Raw genomic sequence first — 18,506 nt, 5'->3', positions numbered from 1 at the left:
AGCACAGTGAGGAATATTTCTAAAATGGTGAATTAGAGCTGTGCAGCTTTTTTCAGGAAATCTATTAACTTTGTGAAGGACTCGTATAGAATCTATAGCTAAAGAAAATTGAGTTAAAAGGACAGACTTTTGCAAAATCGGAAACTTAAAATTGGCATCGTGGTTGGGGAAGTATCCGGGGATACATTAGGCGCCAAGCTTATCCGTAGTTTTCGAGAGCAAGGGATCGATGCGGAATTTGAAGGCATCGGTGGTCCGCAAATGATTGCAGAAGGCTTTAACAGCTATTATCCGATGGATATTTTATCGGTGATGGGGATCGTTGAAGTCTTAAAAGATATTAAAAAACTCTTTGCTGTACGTGATGGTCTGGTTGAAAAATGGACTGAAAACCCTGTCGATGTTTTTGTAGGGATAGATGCACCGGATTTTAATTTGCGTTTATCTAAGAGCATGAAGCAAAAACAGCTACCAATTAAAACAGTGCAATATGTCAGCCCTTCAGTGTGGGCATGGCGACAAGGCCGTGTGCATGGCATCAAGGCGATTATCGATTTAGTCCTTTGTTTATTTCCTTTCGAAAAAGCATTTTTTCAAAAATGGCAAGTTCCGGCTGCATTTGTCGGACACCCATTGGCAAGTCAGTTGCCTTTAGATAATCCACTCGTTGCGGCTAAACACGAGTTAGGCTTAGATGAGCATCAAAAACACATTGCATTACTTCCGGGCAGCCGTCGCGGTGAAATTGAGCGTTTGGGGCCTTTGGTACTGTCCGCCGCACAGATTTTGACGGAGCAGCATCCAGACTATGTGTTCCTGATTCCTGCAATTAATGATGCACGTAAACAGCAAATCGAATTGTTGCTCAAGCAGTACCCTGAAGCATTACAAGCCAAAGTTCGCTTGATGGAAAACACCGATACCGAATCTAAAATTGGCCGTCAGGTGATGAACGCATCGAATATTGTCGCATTGGCTTCGGGTACAGCGACTTTAGAAGCGATGCTTTTACACCGTCCAATGGTGGCCTTTTATAAGTTAAATTGGCTGACTTACCATGTGGTGAAATTGCTGATCAAAATTCCGTATTATTCATTGCCGAATATTATTGCGGGCAAAAAGGTGATTCAGGAACTTATTCAACATGATGCAACACCTGAAAAATTAGCAGCAGAAATTGAAAGCTTGATGGATGTTGAAAAATCGCAAATTCAAGTGATGCAGCACATCACCATGCATAAACAACTGCTTTCAGGTAACAGTGAAAACCCTGTGGAAGCGATTTTAAAGCTTTTAGATTAAACCTTTAAGGTGACTCAGTTTTTGCGAGTTGATGCTGCTGTCGATACTGGCTCGGTGTTAGATCATAAAACTTTTTAAAAGTTTGGCTAAATGCCGTTTCAGATGAGTAACCGATACGATGGGCAATTTGTTGAATAGTCAGTTGCCCCATTTGTAAGTGCTGTGTTGCTAGTCGCAAACGATGTTGCTGTAAATAGGCAAGTGGGGATTCACCAAGCATTTGAGTGAATAAACTGGCAAATTTAGAACGTGACATACAACATTGTTCTGCCAAACTTTCGACGGTCCAAGCATGCTGTGGTCGTTCATGAATCGCTGCCAAAGCGTTGGATAATTCAGGATGACTCAAGGCATGCAACCAACTGCTTGAATCTGACAAGGCTGCAATATAATCACGCACACATTCGATAAATAAAATACTCACCAAATGATCCAAAATTTTGTCGCGGCCTGGACGGATCTGATGCGCTTCAACGGCCAGAAAATGTAAGCCAATTTGCAACCATTCCGGTGCGGTACTGCTCATAATGTGTGGTGTATGTAACAGCGTGGGGAGGGCATTCACTAAAGGCTTTGCCATAATGCTGTCGACATGTCCACGGATCGCTAGTACAAATAATTCTTCTGCTTCATGAGATTCGGCAGAATTTAATTCAATGGTTTTATTTCGTTGCTCTTGAAACAGTGGTGTGATGTTCACTGATTCGACCAAGATATCAGACTGTATAGATTTGCAGTGGTGGTTTTGCCCTGACGGAATAAGGCAAAGATCGCCAGCTTCAAGTAAGACCTGCTCTTGATCTATATGTACAACACACTGACCTTGAATCACTACATACGCAACCATGGCATTGTGATCTTGAAAATGAAAAGCCCAAGGATGCTTTGATCTCAAATAAATATATTCAGATCGGTGGAGATGAATATCATCAAAAATTTTACTTAAAGCATCCATATTTCAAATATTTACTCATATTAATTTTGTATTTATAGATGGTCACTATGTGCTTAAAGGTCAACATTTATCCTTAAATGCCAAAGACGATCACATAGTTTTTTTGGACGCTTAAAACTGTTCTGGCTGCCCATATTTTACGAATATAAACACAGAAGAAGTAATTAGGGAAGTCTAGCGCATGAATGCACCAGTAAAATTAAATGAACAGCAGCTCGCTCAGTTAGAAAGCAAAATCGGTAGTGTTTTAGATAAAAAACGTTATGGTTGGCTATTGAGTCCAGGTTTACCAGTCATTGGTATGGGGATCTTGGCGGGTTATCATTTTGGTCCCAAACCGACAAAAAAACTATTTGCCATGGGAGGGCCGCTTCTACTGCATGTCATTATTCCTGCACTGGATGCACTGATCGGTGATGATGCCAATAACCCGACAGATGATGACATCAAAGTTTTAGTGAATGATCCCTATTATGATCGTATAGTCAAACTATTTATTCCACTGCAAATGGCAGCGAATGCTTTTGCAGGCTATGTGGTTACCCGTAAAGATGTTTCATTATTAGATCAACTTCTACTTGGGATTTCGATGGGTGCCATCAATGGTGTTGGCGTAAATACAGCACATGAACTCTGCCATCGACCACATAAAAAAGACCATTACTGGGCACATGCGACGCTCGCACCATTAGGTTATAGCCATTTCCGTATAGAACATCCTTATGGGCACCATAAACGTGCGGCAACGCCTGAAGATCCTGCATCTTCAAAAATGGGCGAAACTTTTTATGAGTTTTGGCCACGCACTGTATTTGGTGGAATTAAATCGGCGGTGCAGATTGAAAAACAACGCTTAAAACGTAAAGGTTTAAGTTTCTTTTCGAAGGACAATGAACTGTTTCATGGTTGGGCGATGAGTGCAGGTTTTCATGCCTCGATGCTGAAAATGTTTGGTAAAGGCGTGACACCGTATTTAGTTACACAGGCCTTTTATGGAATCAGCCTTTTTGAAATTATTAATTATATTGAACATTATGGTCTGAAGCGTGAGCAAAAAACGGATGGAAGTTATGCCCGCACCATGCCTGAACATAGTTGGAATAATAATAATATTGTGACCAATCTATTTTTGTATCAATTACAACGACATTCAGACCATCATGCATATCCGACTCGTCCATTTCAGGCATTAAGACATTTTGATGAAGCGCCAGAGTTGCCTAGCGGCTATGCCACTATGCTAATTCCTGCTTTAATACCCTCTATTTGGTTTAAGATGATGGATAAACGGGTCTATGATCACTATCAAGGTGATTTAACTAAAGCCAATATTCATCCTAAACGTCGTGCAAGTATTTTTAAAAAGTTTGCAATTTCAGTCGTTTAAGTCGAATACCTGATGAGAAGAATCCCAAGCTTGTTTGCTTGGGATTTTTTTATTGTGTGTATTATTAACCGATGCTACGCAGTAACATCAGAAGCGCACGTTGATTCAAATAAAAGAACGATACACGGTAACGTCATCCGCAATTGTTTGAGACAAGGCTTATTGTAATCAAAAATGTTTCTGCGATACTTTGAATAATTTGACGCTAGTAAACGCGTTTTGTCGGTGAGGTGCATTGCACCGCAAGATGGTTTCCTTGCGAAGCTTCGCTTCTCATTTTGCCGAATGAGAAACAACGTTTCGTAAGAGTATCTCCAGCCGAAGGCTAATACCTTTATTCAATCTTTAGATGTAAGACACCGTCGCATAAACTTAAAAATCATTTTTAAAATGTGAAATTAATTCTACATCCGTAACATCAATTAAAATCCCAAATTTTCTATTTGAAACTTAGTCACTTTTTAAGACCACCAATAGCGCAAAATATGGAAAAAAATCGGTGCAGAAAAGCAGATGGAATCAATTCGGTCGAGCATGCCACCATGGCCTTGGATGAGTTGTCCCCAATCTTTTACACCACGATCGCGTTTAATGGCTGACATGACAAGACCACCAAAGAAACCGAATATACAAACAATAAAACCAATACATGCAGCCTGTAGATAGCTAAAGGGTGTAAGCCATGACATAGCAATACCTAGTGCAGTGGCTAAAGCAATGCCTCCGATTAAACCCTCAACGGTCTTAGATGGTGAAAGTATCGGTGCGACTTTGTGTTTTCCAAATAGCTTGCCACAGACATATTGTAAGACATCGGAGGCTTGTACCACCATGATCAGCCAGATCGCTAGCCAAATTTTTTCACCTTCAAATCCGGGAAGTTTAAGATTTAATAGCGCAGGCACATGCGAAATACAGAATACGCTGATCATCAGACCCCATTGAATTTTTGAGCTACGTTCCAAAAATCGCGTGGTATCTTCAGCTTTGAGTGTAGCGATAGGGATAAGAAGAAATACATACAGCGGAATAAAAATAGAATATAGCCCGTACCAGTCGATATACACCAAGTAATACTGGTAAGGGATGACAAAATAAAAAGCGATCAGCAACGGAAGATAATCACCGCGACGGGTTGGGAGTAAACTGATAAATTCACGTAAAGCAAAGAGTGAAATCAACGCAAACAGGATCACAAAGGCAATTTTGCCTAATGAAATTGCTACACCAAGTACCAACAACATGACCCACCATGCATTGATCCGCGCATTTAAATTGTCGATGACCGGTGCTGGTGCATAACCCGCTTTAAATTTTAGTATTGAGCCAATGGTTGAGGCAATAATCAAAATAACTGCAAAGATACCAAACAATACATAGGTCATTTGCGCATTGGTGAATTCCATTATTGATACTCCAATGCTTTTAATTTGAGTAATTCATCCTGAGCGTAGTTTAAAAACTCAGTTTTACTCTGTTCATTATGGGCTTCTAAAGGCTTACCAAATATAACGGTAGATAATAGGGGGAGTGGTATAAGCGCGCCTTTAGGCATGACACGTTTTAAATTTGAGATCCATACCGGTACGATTTCAACATCAGGAAATTGATTTTTGAGATGAAATAAGCCGCTTTTAAACTCTAATAATTCAACGTCATCATTTAAATTTCGAGTACCCTCAGGAAAGAAAATAATCGAGTCACCTTGAGCTAATACGGTTTTGATCGGTTCTAATGGATCTTGATTTTGCTCTCGATTTCGCTGAATAGTGACGCCAGTAAACGTGTCTTGAATGAGAAAACGTCGAAAGCCATCTTTTAACCAATAATCCGAAGCAGCTACAGGACGCGTCTTTCGTCTGAGATCTGTCGGCAAAGAAGACCAAAGTAAAATAAAGTCGATATGGCTATTATGATTTGCATAATAAATACGCTGTTTCATAACCGGTTTGCACCCGACCCATAGACTCCGCGCGCCCGTGAGCAGCCGCGCACCACGACGAGTGAGAAAGGCAATATAGCGAGCAATTGAACGGCTTAAAAAATTACCTTTCATTGGTGAGTGAGAATTCCCTGAAGTGTCTATTGGATTTGGCATGGCTTCAAATTATTGTGAATTATTTATACAGTAAAAATATGCAGATGAATGCGATGTATTGCAAGCAAAGCACAAATATCTGCCATTTAAATAAAGCCAGACAACCTAATTCACGCAGCTCCCATGCGCGACCACATTTATTTGCAGGCATTAATTTTAAGTTGATTAAACTTAAGTCCAGCTCCTTGGTGGTTTGTTCAAGGTTTTGAGTTTGGCTGTATTCAGCGACAGTGGCTAAAAGTGTCGAATCAAATTTGATTCTCAGGCTTAAATAATGTTGTATTCCGAGCAAAACTAGACAAATTAATATATATAGCAAATCGAATAGCATCACATTGCCAAACTGGATGATGAGCCAGAGTGTGAGAATCGCTGCCACATAAGCTGAGATGAGCAACCCTGTGGTAGATTGCAACAACTTTGATAGCACCACAAGTTGTAAATTCATGGTGCAAGTCCTTTAAGTTTTAAACGATAAGTATTTAAATGTTTTATTTGAGGTGCTTTTAGCACGACCCAAGGACGGTTATGGCGAATAATCCGTAAAACATCTTCGACTGAATATTCAGGATGTTGTTTCAATAATAATGCGGCAACTACAGCACTACTTCGTGAATATCCCAAAGCACAGAAAACCAAAATGTTTTGTGCTTCATCATTGTTATTAGATTTTAAGAGTAGTTCTAAAGACTCTACAGCATGATGCAGCTGATTGGCCTGTAAAGGAATCAGGTCTAAACTCAAGTTTTGGGCATATGAGCACTTTGGATAAGTGGGCAATTCTGCGCAACAATCGAGTAAAGCATCATATTGTTGCATGACCTGTTTGGACGGATAGCGACCTAAATAAATATAACTCTGATTGATTTTGATGATTTTAGAATCTTCAGGATGGCGATAGGTCCAGATTCGGCTATTGATCCAAGCAAATATAAGGTAGGGTGCGAACAGCATTTTTGCAGCAATAGTCATATCACCATGACTGAGTTTTTGAAAAAAATGGGGTCGATTGAATAAATATGCAAACGAAACTAAAAGTAGACTGCTCGCAGGATAGAGTAGCCAAAGCCACCAACCTTTTGCATGTGCGATTGCGCTACACAATAAGGCAGCAAACAGATAAAGGATGCCGATTTTAATGTGTTTTAAACTTAGCCGACTCTGGCTGTTTTGAGTCCATGGCGCAGAGCCAGACATTGGGAATAGCCATAAACATAAGGCACCGACCAATAAACCAGTTGGGATATCTATAAAATGGTGCTGCCAAGTGGTTAGAACTGAGAGACCAATCAAAAAGGACCAACCATCTACCAGATATTTTAGTTTGCCTGTGCTATGCCGACGGAAAAAATCCCAAAGTATCACCAGTAGCACAATGTGCAGGGAAGGTGCTTGATTAAACGGTTTATCAAAGCCCATCAAGACATCAAACCATAGGCCGAAAAAACCTGTGAGTTCGGGGCGTTCAAAGCTAAAGCGTAATGGGAAAAGTAAAAAGCAGCTGATTGAAAGGATTTGTGCCGAAAATAGTCGCAGGACATGTTGTTTTAATTCAAACTTATTCCAACAAAGTAATAAAGACAAACCATAGAACAGATCAATCGACCAATAAGGCACAATACTCCATGGCCAAAGCGGAATATATTTTTCCCATTCAAAGACGATAACAGGTACGGAAGCTAAGCCTGCAGCGTATTGATTGGCAAAACCATAACTTAAGAAGAAAAAAGGTGCCAGAAATGCCAAACACAGTAGGCCGTATTTCCAAGTTCCTGTTTCCGTATCCAGTTTATGCATAAGATTGACCATCCAAGCTTAAATTTTTTGTGCAACGGAAACTGTGAAAATACCAAACTCATCAATGACTTGATCGACTTTCTTGAAACCGGCTTGCTCAACCAAGGCATCCATTTCTGCTTGTGAGCGCAAACGCATGACCCATGCATCTCCTTGGCGATGTGAGGTCAGGGCACGGGCGATAAACTCTTGTTGCGGATGCCAAATTTGACCCGTGTAGATGAGATAACCATCTTTCTCAATGGCCTGGCTTAAGCCGGATAAGGACTGTCTAAGTAAATCATTATCACTAAATAATTCGTATAAACCTGAGACCACGGCTAGAGTGGGTTTAGGTTCAACACTGGCTAAAGAAGTGGTATCAAATGCATCCGCTTCTACAAATTTGGCAATCTGGCTTAAACCTCTTTGCTCAATCATTGCTTGACCAGCTTGTACATTGATCGAGCTATAGTCTCTAAGCAGGATGGATTCAGGCTGTTGAGGCAGTTTTTGTACAGCATCTAAAATATATCGGCCATGGCCTGCAGCAATATCCATAATCCGTACCGCGTGTTGGGCATCATTTAACTTAGAAGCATATTTCGTTAATAGCGCTTCAATATTTTGTTTTCTAACGCGAATACCACGCCAACCAATCGCATTTAAATATTGTCGATCGATGATTTTACCCAGTGCATTTTGGCTTTCTGATTGATCTCTGTAGACAAAATCTAAGGTACTGCCGGAGTCATATCCTGTCTCTTCACCAATTTTTAAACCTTTAGAAAAGAGACTACCAATTTTAAGATTTTGTTTTGTTAAGCTCCAAAATGCATGTTTTAAAGAGTGTTTTGGAAGCGTTGAACTTAATGTTTCTGCAACGGCACAGCTTGGGCCAATTTTATCTGCATCTAAAAGTTTAGGTGCGGAATATGCTTGTTTAAAACATTGTTGAATAAAGCGATGGATTTTATCTGTGGCGATTTTTCGATGTTTTTCACCCAAAGTATCATGATAAAAACCGTCTAAGACGTGAAATTCCTTCATTGGATGTGGGAGGTTTTGATAAAACGCCAATTGTGGTTTTTGATGCACCACGAAGTCAGATCCTGAACATAAGACTTGAGTAGGAACAAAAATATTTTGTGCATCTTTAACGATTCGATCTGAAGCTGCGTATAGCCCCAGCAGCATCCGGACTGAAATGGCCCGAGCGATTTTTGGGTCAGTATCATAACTTTGCGCACGTGCAGTATCGTGTGTCAACATTTTGGCTTTGACATAACTATTAATAAAAAAGTTGCCAGCGAATTTGTTGAGGAGTGTTAAGCCGGGTTTTGCAAAAGGCACATAGAGTTTGATGTCAAATGCAGGCGAGGCTAGGCATAAAGAACGAATTTTAGGGGCATAATCATGCACCCATGTCGCGGCTAAAACAGCACCAACGCTTTGAGCTACAATTGCTATATTTTCTGATCGAATTTGGTAAGTTTGTTCAATATGCTGAATAAAATATTGAATGTCCTGAACGCATGCAGAAAAGCTAGGGGCATCACCACGTTCACCTGGGGTATTGCCGTGACCTCGCGCATCCCAAGCGAAAAAATCAAAATCAGGCAAATTCAATTCATTGACCAAATGCGCCATTCGTCCCGAATGTTCATGGCCACGATGAAATAAGATCACCGCTTTTTTCTTACGGTTGTTTTTTAAACTGCTATTTTCCCAATGTTGATAAAACAAGGATGTTCCATCATGGCTCGTAAAGGTATGCTGAGTATTGTTATACATTGTGTTGTTCTCAAAATAATGAATCGACTGACGATCTAAACTGAAATTTATTGTGGGTTGATAATGCTATTTTTAATGCGGTTATAAATCGTGATAAATAATAAAAAAATGATAATAATCAAAATACTATTGCAGATAATAGACAATGTGTTTAAACCGAAGTTAAATATAGAAGAAGTCACGATCACGATACAGATGATGCTAAATACAAAAGCACGGTCACTTTTTCCCATTGGACCATCGTAGCGACGTTCTTGACCCACTAATGGCGCCATCACACCTGTATATTCAGCAAGTATGGCGAGAAAACAGGTCAAAATTAGCAGTTCGGCTTGAATAAAAGCAAAACAAATTAAACTAAAATAGAGTGCTGAGTCAGAAATCACATCACATAATTCATTATAAAAAGCACCGAGTTTGGATTGTTGGTTGAACTCACGTGCTAGCATGCCATCTATGGCATTGAAGCCCATACGAATAAGCATCCATACAGGGAAAATCAGCAGTAAAATGCCAATACCGTTGTGAGAGAAAAAGATATAAATAAAAAATGCCACAGCTAGCGAAATGAACATTGCTAGTAGTGTTACTTGATTTGCTGTAATACCAAGATGATGAAGTGATTTAACCAAAGGTCGAAGTAAGTTTTGAAATGCAGGCTTAAGCTGGTAGATCGAAGGCATATTATTGTTATAGCGGTATGATTTGCATGAATTTTATACGCTGGATGCTTCACTTAACAAGAATTTGAATGTTAAAGATTGTCACAGGCCTCAAGATTTACCTTTATAACGCATTAAGTTTTCTTGTGTAGTACTTGCGACTAATTTTCCATCTTGCCACATTTGCCCATGACTAAGCCCACGTGATTGGGAGGTTCGGGTGGTATTCATGTCATAGAAAACCCAATCATCCACCCGAAAGGCATGATGAAAATACATCGAATGATCAAGGCTAGTTGTGAAGAGTTCAGGAGACAGATAATTTAAACCATGTGTTTTGAGCGCCGCAGAATATAAATTATAGTCTGAATAGTATGCTGCAATAGCCTGATGTATATGAAGTTGGTCAAATTGTGCATCCAAGGCATCATGGAGTTTTAAATATTCTGCATATTGATTTTGATTTAATACAGAAGCATGACCGGACGGTGGCATATCTGTCAGCACGTATTCAATTGGTTTAGATATAAGCTGAAAAGGCTGTAAAAATGTGGATAGATATTCAGGTGAAATAGATGATTGGATTTGCGCTTTATAGAATTGCTCTTCTTTGAGCATACTTGGTGGAAACTGTTGGATCAGATCTGGTTCAGGTATTTGATACTCCATACCCGTTTCGTTTTTCATATAGGACAACATCACCATATATATTGGTTTGCCATGCTGTATGGCGGTCACTTGTCGTGTAGAAAAACTATGGCTATCACGTAAATTTTCGACTTTAAATAATACGGGATGATTTGCAAGACCCGCAGAAATAAAGTTGGCATGTAAAGAGTGGAGTGGGAGTGTGCAGGTAAAGGATGCACTGACTATGCTCTGAGCAAGTAATTGCCCACCAAAAATATGGTCACCAAACAGAGGTTTGCTCTGTGCCAAAAAGTAGCCCTGATCTTTGGGAACTACAGATAATAATTGGGTGAGGTCTTGAGTCAGCGTTGTCATATTTTTTTGAAATTTTTGCTTTGTTTAAATGTATTCAACTCAAACTTATTGCACAAGTCGTGTTCATGAAAAATATAAAAGTCTTCGCCGGTCTTTCGAGAATAGGCTTATAATCGAGTTTTCCTAGTTGTCCGAATGGAATGACGAAAAAGCAATGACACCTGCATGTAAACTCTTAAAATCTAATAAAATCGACTTTACCATTCATGAATATGATCATGACCCAGAAGCAAAAAGTTTTGGTTTAGAAGCTGCGGAAAAACTAGGCTTAACGGTCGATGAAGTATTTAAAACATTGATGGTTACGGACGATAAAAATTACTTTGTTGCCGTATTGCCAGTGGAATATCAGCTGAATTTGAAAAAAGTGGCCACAGCATTTGGCTGTAAAAAACTCAAAATGGCCGATCCAAAAGATGCAGAGCGTTTAACTGGTTATTTGGTTGGTGGTATTAGTCCAGTTGGACAGAAAAAACGCTTAAAAACTGTGATCGATGCTTCTGCACAGCGCTTACCTAAAATCTATGTCAGTGGTGGTAAGCGTGGTTTGGATATTGGTTTAAAACCCGAAGATTTAGCAAAAGTTTTGGGTGCAAACTTTGCTGATGTGATAGATGTCTAAACGGAATTTATGATTCCCTAAAATCAACTGAAATTAGCGGTGTTACTCACTATTCGAAAGCCCCTAAAATATCAATAGCCGCATTAAGCGGCTTTTTGGTTCGATGTCACATCTTAATTGGGGATATTTGAAGGAGAAATCACACATGAATATCCGAACTCTCCGGGTTTAGTCTCTTTAAGTAAGTTTTCCCAAGAACTATTCTTTGTTTTAATCCAGCCGTAAATATCTTCATAAAATTCAGGATTGAGATTAGCTTTTTGAATATATGATTTATTTAGAAGAAATTTAGTCATCAAACACATTGAATTCAGCTCAATTGGATTTCTATTTTTTTCTAAACTAAAATTGTTTTTTGCCTCAGCTTCGTATTTTCTTAACAAAGTTGCTTTGAGTAGTGTTGATTTAAATAATTCTATAGTTAAATCATTAGGAGGTGTTTGATTAGCAAGGGCAAAGAGATTTCCATCAATTCTCAACATAGACGGGAAAAAATTTGCCTGTACATCTAATTCTTGCTGAGGAGACGGTGAAGATTTACATCCTGTTGTTAAAATACTGCTAAAAATGAGAATACTTATAAACTTTAAAATTTTGATATACATCTAGGTGAAGTCCTTGTTCAGCTAAAACTTTTAACATTTTAATCTTGGTTAATACGTATTTTGTGCATATTAATACTGATCAATTCACTCCAACTGATTATTTTTAATTTGGAAGTTCTAGCTAAGACTACACTTTTGTTGTTTCTTTAGCTTTGAATAACGAAAATGTTTGTAGTCGCAGAAGTAGAATTTAGTAAAACTTCATGTTTAGAGGTTGATTCATTAATAGCACTTAAAGGTGTTTAATTATAAAAATACTTATAAAAAATAGGTATTTAAAATCCGACTAAAATAGTTGTATTTTAATTTAAAAGCTGTAATTTGAAAGTGTGATCAAATTAAGAGACAACAAAATGCCTTATTCAAATACTAAAGCGATTATTGAGCAAATCTATAATTTTGTATTAGAAAAACACAGTTTAGCATCTAAAAGTCGATTTATGCAGTTATCGATCTTCTTTAGAGAGTTGCATGAAGGGGAAGAGTCAAAATTTACCGCAGATAGGTCTTTTTATTACAAAGGAATCTTTAACAACAGAGAAAAAAGTATATTTGCGAATGCTGCGCCAGACTTTTTTGATAAGCACAAGTTTTTGGATTGGGTTGTTAAATCAATTGATTGATTTCAACCAAATCATTGGAGTACATAATTCATGCTGTATAACCAGTCTGAATAGAAGATATAGATCAGAAATCAGTAGGTGTTTGTTATGAAATACATGCTAATTGGCAATAAGGATGTATGGCCAGTATGGTGTTAGTAAAGTCTTCAATGATTAAAATTTAACTGCACATTTCGTTCCTTGATTTAAATAAAAGCTTGGTTAAAAGCAGAATATAAAAACCCATGTAAAAGACATGGGTTTTTAGTTTAAGTTGCACAATGTGATAATTCGGCTAAAAAATAAGCAGCATGATTTATTTGTTCTATGCTAAATGAGAAAATTATCATTTAGTTCCATTTCAGAAAATTGTATAAATAAAAACAGAAAAGTTTATATTAAAAAAATTAATTTTTAAATACATAGAGATAAGACCAAATTTGCAATCCTGTAGCAAATTTTCACAAAAATGCAATTATTAACAATAATGATTATCATTAACATGGTTTCACGCTGGCCAGCGTACTAAGCATTATTTGCACAGTTAAAGAAACATAATTACATGACAAAGCTTGGAAAAGCTTAAAAATAGAGGATATGGTCAGATGAAAGAGCTTGCTAATCGCTTGGCGATGCAGCATCTTGTCAATGCATACTCACAAGAAACCGGTAAAGGTATTTTACTGGAAAAGTATCAACAGAATTCATCACAATTGACGTTTAGCCAAGGCTTGACGTTGTTATGCATCCCTTTAGATTGCATTCAATCACAGTTATTTGTACCACTATCTTATGTCAGCCTTGTTGGTAGACATCGTCTTGCAGATCTCCCACACGTCTTTAACAAGGGACAGAAACAGTCATTTAGTATCACCGCGATCGCGAGTTTATTACTTGAACAGCTCGTACAAGAGTCAGGTCATACACTGGATGCTTCATCATTATTAGAACGTTGGATCGAAAGTCGTGAAGCGCTTATTCAATTTTTGACACTACGTGAACATGATTTTGAGGCTTTGGTCCAAGCGGAACAAAGTTTCATTGAATCGGAACAAGCTTTAATTTTAGGGCACAGCATGCATCCTGCACCGAAAAGTCGGGTCGGTTTTGTGCATGAAGATTGGGAAAGGTATTCGCCAGAAGCCAAAGGTCTCAGCCAACTGCATTATTGGTTGGTGGCTCCAGAATATATTCAAGAAGGTTCAGCTTTAGATCAATCAGTATCAGCGCAATTGAAAAGCGAATTGCAATGGCATTTATCAGAAACAGATCAAGCACTACTGAATGCTTATTCGCATTATAAGTTATTGCCTTTGCATCCTTGGCAAGCACGTTATTTACAGTCAAAAGCATGGTTTAAAAGTTTAAAAACCAAATTAAAAATTATCGATTTTGGCGAGAAAGGTTGGGCATTTTCACCAACAACTTCGGTACGGACTATGGCAAGTTTTGCAGCGCCGTGGATGTTAAAACCATCACTATCTGTAATGATCACCAATTCAATCCGAGTCAATCTTGCCAAAGAATGCCACCGTGGTGAAATGACCCATCGACTTTGGCATTCAAGTCTCGGTGAACGTATTTTACAACAATGCCCAACGCTCAAAGCGGTGAATGATCCTGCGTGGATGGCATTGAGCATAGATGATGAAATCGTCGAAGAAACTATTTGCATCTTCCGTGATCAGCCTTTCAGTGAAAAGCAGCAGGTGAGTTGTATTGCGTCATTGTGCCAAGAGCATCCTGCACAGCCGAAAAACCGTTTTAATGCCTTATTTGAACAAATAGCAAAACAACAACCTGAACTTGATCAAAGCGCTATTGCGATCAATTGGTTTAAACAATTTTTGGCAATTAGTCTGAAACCATTGATGTATTTGTATCACCAATACGGAATGGCTTTTGAATCACATCAGCAAAATGTCTTACTTGAGCTTGAACATGCAATGCCTAAATATCTATGGCTGCGTGACAATCAAGGCTTTTACTATATTGAAGAACTTGCAGGTGAAGTCTTAACAGCGTTTCCAGAGTTGGAAGAAAAAGCGCATGCCGTGGGTTCAAAAGCCTTTGTCGATGAGCGCTTTAGCTATTATTTCTTTGGTAATACTTTATTTGGAATCATCAATGCAATTGGTGCAACTGGATATGTTACAGAGCAAGTGTTGTTATCGATATTGCAAAATGAACTGTTGGACTTACATCAGGCTTATCCAGAGAGTTCATTGATTCATTCATTACTGTATCAGCCAACCTTGCCGTATAAGGGCAATCTGTTGACACGCTTGTATGAGCTGGATGAATTGATTGCCCCAGTCGATCAGCAATCGGTTTATGTACAGTTGCCAAATCCTTTATGTGTGGAACAGAAGGATGTGCAATATGCTTGATTTTATTGGGATAGGCTTAGGGCCATTTAACCTTAGTTTGGCGAGTTTGCTACATAAGCAAAATCATTTGCAGTATCAATTTTTTGAAAAGAAACCACAGTTCGATTGGCATGCGGGTATGCAATTGCCCAATACCGTGTTGCAAGTGCCGTTTATGGCCGATCTGGTTTCCATGGTCGATCCAACCAGTCCTTTTAGTTTTTTAAATTACTTAAAGGCGCAGCAGCGTTTATACAAATTCTATTTTTTAGAACAAGCTCAGATTCCTAGACGTGAATATAACCATTATTGTCAATGGGTTGCAGACCAACTAGAGCATATTCAATATCAATCAACCGTAAAAGCCATTTATGCCCAAGAGCAAGGCTTTGAAGTCATGGTTGAGCAAGATGGACGTTTTAGACGTTATCAATGCCGAAATTTGGTCATTGGTTCGGGTAATGTTCCGCATTTACCACAGTGTCTAAAAGACATACAACAGCAATATCCGGAGCGCTGCTTACATTCTGCAAATTATTGCAATGCAGCGTTAAATCACTTGAAAGGGAATGTGGTTGTACTGGGATCAGGCCAGTCTTCGGCCGAAGTTTTTATGGATCTGTTTGATCGTCAATATTTGCAGGATCAGACGACAACAGCGCAGTTTAAATTGCATTGGCTGACCCGTTCTAATGGGTTTTTCCCGATGGAATATGCGCCGCTTGGTTTAGAGCATTTTAGTCCGGATTATACTACGCATTTTTATCAACTAAGTCCTGAAAATAAAGCCGAACAACTGAAACAACAAGGTTTGTTATATAAGGGCATCAGTGCAAAAACCATCCGTGATATTTACCAAAAACTGTATCACCGGAGTATTGGTCAAAATATTCAACAGACGCATTTACATGCTCAGGTGGGTTTGGTCGATGCCGAGCCTCATGGTGCGGGCATCCGTTTGCAGTTTCAGCATAAAGTCACGGCAGAACAATTCTATCTAGATGCGGACTTTGTCGTGGCTTCAACGGGATATCACAGTCCAGAGTGGCAATATCTCAAATATCTAAAACCACTGATTCAATGTGATGAATTCGGTCGCTGGAAAATTAGTCAGGACTACCGCGTACAGCATGACGCTGTCGGTGAAATTTTTGTTCAAAATCAGGAAATGCACAGCCACGGCGTAGGAACACCAGATTTAGGGCTGGGTGCTCACCGTGCAGCGGTCATTGCCAATCAATTATTGGGTTTTGACTTATACGATTTAGGCGATCAAGCACAAAGTTTCCAACATTTTTCACCCAGTGAAAATACTGAAATGCACAGTATGGGCATTGTGAAGAAATCAGCGCCAACCAATATCCAAAGATCTTTATCCGTAAAAAAAACCATTGCCAACTATACAATGAACCGCAATACGACTATGCCGAATAAGCAAGAACAGAATGCGGTTAAACTCGAGAAATTATAATGACATTTGCAAAATTACAGATAAATCAAACGCAGTGGCGCCGTGCAGGGCAAAGACTGATTGAAATGGCGATTGCTGAATTTTTATATGAAGAAATTATTCAGATTCAGCAAGTGGAAAATAACACTTGGCAACTCAATCTGGATGACAAAACGTATCAATTTGAAGCGACTCAGTTTCTGCTTGGGCATTGGCGTATTGTTGAAGGGAGCGTTCGAGAGTTAAGTGAATCGACAACAGAGCCCGCATGGAATCTGCATGAATTTATTCGTGCTTTTTCAAATCAAGCTGAGGTGAAACCATTTACCAAGGCCTATTTGATTAAAGAAATGAACAATACATGGTTGGCTGAAGCACACGTTTTTGATGAACAGCGATTGCTGAGTCAGGCTGTGCTGTCAGCACCGCACTATCAAATTGAAGGTATGTTGCGTGGACACCCTTGGCTCATTATGAGTAAAGGCCGTATGGGCTTTGGCTATGATGATTATTTAAGCTCAGCACCAGAGATTTCTCCAACGGTTAAAGTTCTGTGGTTAGCTGTTCATCGTGATTTAGCTGAGTTTCGTTCGACCGAGGCTTGGGATGCGAAAAGCTTATATCGCCATGAATTGAATTCTGCGCAATTACACGATTTTCAACAGCAATTGGCGGACAAAGCCGTAGATGCTGCTGAGTATTATTTTATTCCTGTACATGCGTGGCAGTGGCATCAGTGGTTAATCCCGACCTATGCCAATGAAATCGTCGATCAGCGCATTGTAGAGCTGGACATTGGACAAGATGATTATGTGCCAATGCAATCAATTCGTACCTTATGCAATACCAGTCATCCTGAACGGCATTATGTGAAGTTACCCGTCAGTATCTTTAATACGGCGGTCTATCGAGGTTTGCCTTCAAAACGAAATTTGGCTGCACCTGCGGTGACCGCTTGGCTGAAGGACATTCAATATCATGATGTAGACCTGCAAAAAACACAGGTAGCATTTTTGGGCGAAGTTGCAAGTCTCACATTACAACAGCCGTGTTTTGATCAGATAGACGGTGCGCCTTACCAATTTAAAGAATTGTTTGGGTGCTTATGGCGTGAAAGTGTAGAGCCATGTATTGGTGAACATGAGATGGCACTTTCCCAAGCCGCATTGTTACATCGAGATCTAAATGGTCAGTCTATTTTATATGTGTTGATTCAGGCTTCAGGTTTGACGCCTTTGCAATGGCTGAAGCGTTTTGCTGAAGTCTGCGTAACACCGCTACTGATTTGCTTATACAAATATGGTTTAGCTTTTTCTCCACACGGTGAAAACACCATGTTGATCCATGAAAATGGCTTACCGAAAAAAATGGTGCTGAAGGACTTTATTGATGATGTCAATTTAGTTGATGAAGATTTTCCAGAACTCGAAAATTTACCACCCGAAGGGCAAATTTTACTGCGCCATCCTGCTGAAGAACTTAGTCACTTTATCTTTACAGGTTTATTCATGGTGCATTACCGCTATATCTGTAATGTCTTCCTTGAAGATTATCCAGAGCATACAGAACTTGAGTTTTGGCAAACCATCTCCAGCGTGATCGACGAATTTCATCAAGCACATCCTGAATTGGCAGATCGTATTGAAAAATTCAGTATGTTCCGTCCAAGTTTCGAGAAAATTTGTCTGAACCGTGTTCGACTGTTTACCACCAGTTATAACGACGAAGCAGAACGACCAGTACCGGTATTTTTAGACCTAATTGCTAATCCTGTGAGTCCAAGCACGTTAAATCACTGGGCAGAACAACAGCATACCGCCGAACAGAAAACGACAACCAACCGTATTGCGTCATAAGCAGATTTTTGAGCTAAGAACAG

General features: G+C 39.2%; 15 protein-coding genes and 1 pseudogene. 7 read left to right on the top strand and 9 right to left on the bottom strand.

Features of this window, described 5'->3' with window-relative positions:
* The first annotated feature begins 129 nt into the window (after window positions 1-129).
* On the top strand, window positions 130-1,302 hold the full coding sequence (lpxB, locus tag FTV27_RS13035) for a lipid-A-disaccharide synthase (protein ID WP_180078927.1): 1,173 nt from the start codon (window positions 130-132) through the stop codon (window positions 1,300-1,302).
* Window positions 1,303-1,306: 4 nt separating this feature from the next.
* Here lpxB and FTV27_RS13030 read toward each other — a convergent pair whose 3' ends face one another.
* The gene (locus FTV27_RS13030) at window positions 1,307-2,257 is read right to left on the bottom strand and encodes an AraC family transcriptional regulator (protein WP_180078926.1); all 951 of its coding nucleotides are present in this window, start codon (window positions 2,255-2,257) and stop codon (window positions 1,307-1,309) included.
* A 181-nt stretch (window positions 2,258-2,438) separates the two neighbouring features.
* Between FTV27_RS13030 and FTV27_RS13025 the strand changes: the two genes are divergently transcribed.
* Window positions 2,439-3,644 (top strand): alkane 1-monooxygenase, encoded by a 1,206-nt coding sequence (locus FTV27_RS13025; RefSeq protein WP_180078925.1) that lies wholly within the window; start codon window positions 2,439-2,441, stop codon window positions 3,642-3,644.
* Window positions 3,645-4,105: 461 nt separating this feature from the next.
* On the opposite strand, the gene FTV27_RS13020 is transcribed toward FTV27_RS13025, so the two are convergent.
* The 7 genes from FTV27_RS13020 to FTV27_RS12990 form a co-directional block, all read right to left on the bottom strand.
* Window positions 4,106-5,050 (bottom strand): phosphatidate cytidylyltransferase, encoded by a 945-nt coding sequence (locus FTV27_RS13020; protein WP_078193858.1) that lies wholly within the window; start codon window positions 5,048-5,050, stop codon window positions 4,106-4,108.
* Window positions 5,050-5,700, bottom strand: coding sequence for a 1-acyl-sn-glycerol-3-phosphate acyltransferase (locus FTV27_RS13015; protein ID WP_180078924.1), 651 nt, complete (start codon window positions 5,698-5,700; stop codon window positions 5,050-5,052). Before FTV27_RS13015 ends, FTV27_RS13020 begins: the two co-directional genes overlap by 1 nt.
* 61 nt (window positions 5,701-5,761) lie before the next feature.
* The gene (locus FTV27_RS13010; protein WP_180078923.1) at window positions 5,762-6,190 is read right to left on the bottom strand and encodes a hypothetical protein; all 429 of its coding nucleotides are present in this window, start codon (window positions 6,188-6,190) and stop codon (window positions 5,762-5,764) included.
* Window positions 6,187-7,539, bottom strand: coding sequence for a phosphatase PAP2/dual specificity phosphatase family protein (locus FTV27_RS13005; protein WP_373687157.1), 1,353 nt, complete (start codon window positions 7,537-7,539; stop codon window positions 6,187-6,189). The genes FTV27_RS13010 and FTV27_RS13005 overlap by 4 nt, the downstream gene beginning before the upstream one ends.
* Before the next feature lie 18 nt (window positions 7,540-7,557).
* Window positions 7,558-9,312, bottom strand: coding sequence for a bifunctional alpha/beta hydrolase/class I SAM-dependent methyltransferase (locus FTV27_RS13000; protein ID WP_180078921.1), 1,755 nt, complete (start codon window positions 9,310-9,312; stop codon window positions 7,558-7,560).
* Between the two features lie 47 nt (window positions 9,313-9,359).
* Window positions 9,360-9,995: a CDP-alcohol phosphatidyltransferase family protein gene (locus FTV27_RS12995; protein ID WP_180078920.1), complete on the bottom strand. Its 636-nt coding sequence runs from the start codon at window positions 9,993-9,995 to the stop codon at window positions 9,360-9,362.
* 90 nt (window positions 9,996-10,085) lie between these two features.
* The gene (locus tag FTV27_RS12990) at window positions 10,086-10,979 is read right to left on the bottom strand and encodes an acyl-CoA thioesterase II (RefSeq protein ID WP_180078919.1); all 894 of its coding nucleotides are present in this window, start codon (window positions 10,977-10,979) and stop codon (window positions 10,086-10,088) included.
* 154 nt (window positions 10,980-11,133) lie between these two features.
* Between FTV27_RS12990 and ybaK the strand changes: the two genes are divergently transcribed.
* Window positions 11,134-11,601: a Cys-tRNA(Pro) deacylase gene (gene ybaK / locus FTV27_RS12985; protein ID WP_180078945.1), complete on the top strand. Its 468-nt coding sequence runs from the start codon at window positions 11,134-11,136 to the stop codon at window positions 11,599-11,601.
* A 113-nt stretch (window positions 11,602-11,714) separates the two neighbouring features.
* On the opposite strand, the gene FTV27_RS12980 is transcribed toward ybaK, so the two are convergent.
* Window positions 11,715-12,206 (bottom strand): hypothetical protein, encoded by a 492-nt coding sequence (locus FTV27_RS12980; RefSeq protein ID WP_180078918.1) that lies wholly within the window; start codon window positions 12,204-12,206, stop codon window positions 11,715-11,717.
* Between the two features lie 353 nt (window positions 12,207-12,559).
* On the opposite strand from FTV27_RS12980, the gene FTV27_RS12975 reads away from it, so the two are divergent.
* The 4 genes and pseudogenes from FTV27_RS12975 to FTV27_RS12960 form a co-directional block, all read left to right on the top strand.
* A complete protein-coding gene (locus FTV27_RS12975) occupies window positions 12,560-12,829 on the top strand; it encodes a hypothetical protein (RefSeq protein WP_180078917.1) in 270 nt (89 codons plus the stop codon).
* A 584-nt stretch (window positions 12,830-13,413) separates the two neighbouring features.
* On the top strand, window positions 13,414-15,198 hold the full coding sequence (locus tag FTV27_RS12970) for an IucA/IucC family siderophore biosynthesis protein (protein ID WP_180078916.1): 1,785 nt from the start codon (window positions 13,414-13,416) through the stop codon (window positions 15,196-15,198).
* Entirely contained in the window at window positions 15,191-16,648 is a 1,458-nt protein-coding gene (locus tag FTV27_RS12965; protein WP_180078915.1) for a lysine N(6)-hydroxylase/L-ornithine N(5)-oxygenase family protein, read from the top strand. Before FTV27_RS12970 ends, FTV27_RS12965 begins: the two co-directional genes overlap by 8 nt.
* A 176-nt stretch (window positions 16,649-16,824) precedes the next feature.
* A pseudogene (locus tag FTV27_RS12960) lies at window positions 16,825-18,483 on the top strand (IucA/IucC family siderophore biosynthesis protein); the annotation flags it as partial.
* Window positions 18,484-18,506: the final 23 nt, after the last annotated feature.

It is taken from the genome of Acinetobacter sp. YH12251, assembly GCF_013417465.1.
GTDB lineage: Bacteria > Pseudomonadota > Gammaproteobacteria > Pseudomonadales > Moraxellaceae > Acinetobacter > Acinetobacter amyesii.
The sequence above is the reverse complement of the archived record's forward strand: the minus strand, read 5'-3'. Positions and strand labels throughout refer to the sequence as shown.

Bases quoted from the DNA above. Each gene is read 5' to 3' on its own strand.
- FTV27_RS13030 (WP_180078926.1), bottom strand. From the start codon at position 2,257: ATGGATGCTTTAAGTAAAATTTTTGATGATATTCATCTCCACCGATCT.
- FTV27_RS13025 (WP_180078925.1), top strand. From the start codon at position 2,439: ATGAATGCACCAGTAAAATTAAATGAACAGCAGCTCGCTCAGTTAGAA.
- FTV27_RS13020 (WP_078193858.1), bottom strand. From the start codon at position 5,050: ATGGAATTCACCAATGCGCAAATGACCTATGTATTGTTTGGTATCTTT.
- FTV27_RS13015 (WP_180078924.1), bottom strand. From the start codon at position 5,700: ATGAAAGGTAATTTTTTAAGCCGTTCAATTGCTCGCTATATTGCCTTT.
- FTV27_RS13010 (WP_180078923.1), bottom strand. From the start codon at position 6,190: ATGAATTTACAACTTGTGGTGCTATCAAAGTTGTTGCAATCTACCACA.
- FTV27_RS13005 (WP_373687157.1), bottom strand. From the start codon at position 7,539: ATGCATAAACTGGATACGGAAACAGGAACTTGGAAATACGGCCTACTG.
- FTV27_RS13000 (WP_180078921.1), bottom strand. From the start codon at position 9,312: ATGTATAACAATACTCAGCATACCTTTACGAGCCATGATGGAACATCC.
- FTV27_RS12995 (WP_180078920.1), bottom strand. From the start codon at position 9,995: ATGCCTTCGATCTACCAGCTTAAGCCTGCATTTCAAAACTTACTTCGA.
- FTV27_RS12990 (WP_180078919.1), bottom strand. From the start codon at position 10,979: ATGACAACGCTGACTCAAGACCTCACCCAATTATTATCTGTAGTTCCC.
- ybaK (WP_180078945.1), top strand. From the start codon at position 11,134: ATGACACCTGCATGTAAACTCTTAAAATCTAATAAAATCGACTTTACC.
- FTV27_RS12980 (WP_180078918.1), bottom strand. From the start codon at position 12,206: ATGTATATCAAAATTTTAAAGTTTATAAGTATTCTCATTTTTAGCAGT.
- FTV27_RS12975 (WP_180078917.1), top strand. From the start codon at position 12,560: ATGCCTTATTCAAATACTAAAGCGATTATTGAGCAAATCTATAATTTT.
- FTV27_RS12970 (WP_180078916.1), top strand. From the start codon at position 13,414: ATGAAAGAGCTTGCTAATCGCTTGGCGATGCAGCATCTTGTCAATGCA.
- FTV27_RS12965 (WP_180078915.1), top strand. From the start codon at position 15,191: ATGCTTGATTTTATTGGGATAGGCTTAGGGCCATTTAACCTTAGTTTG.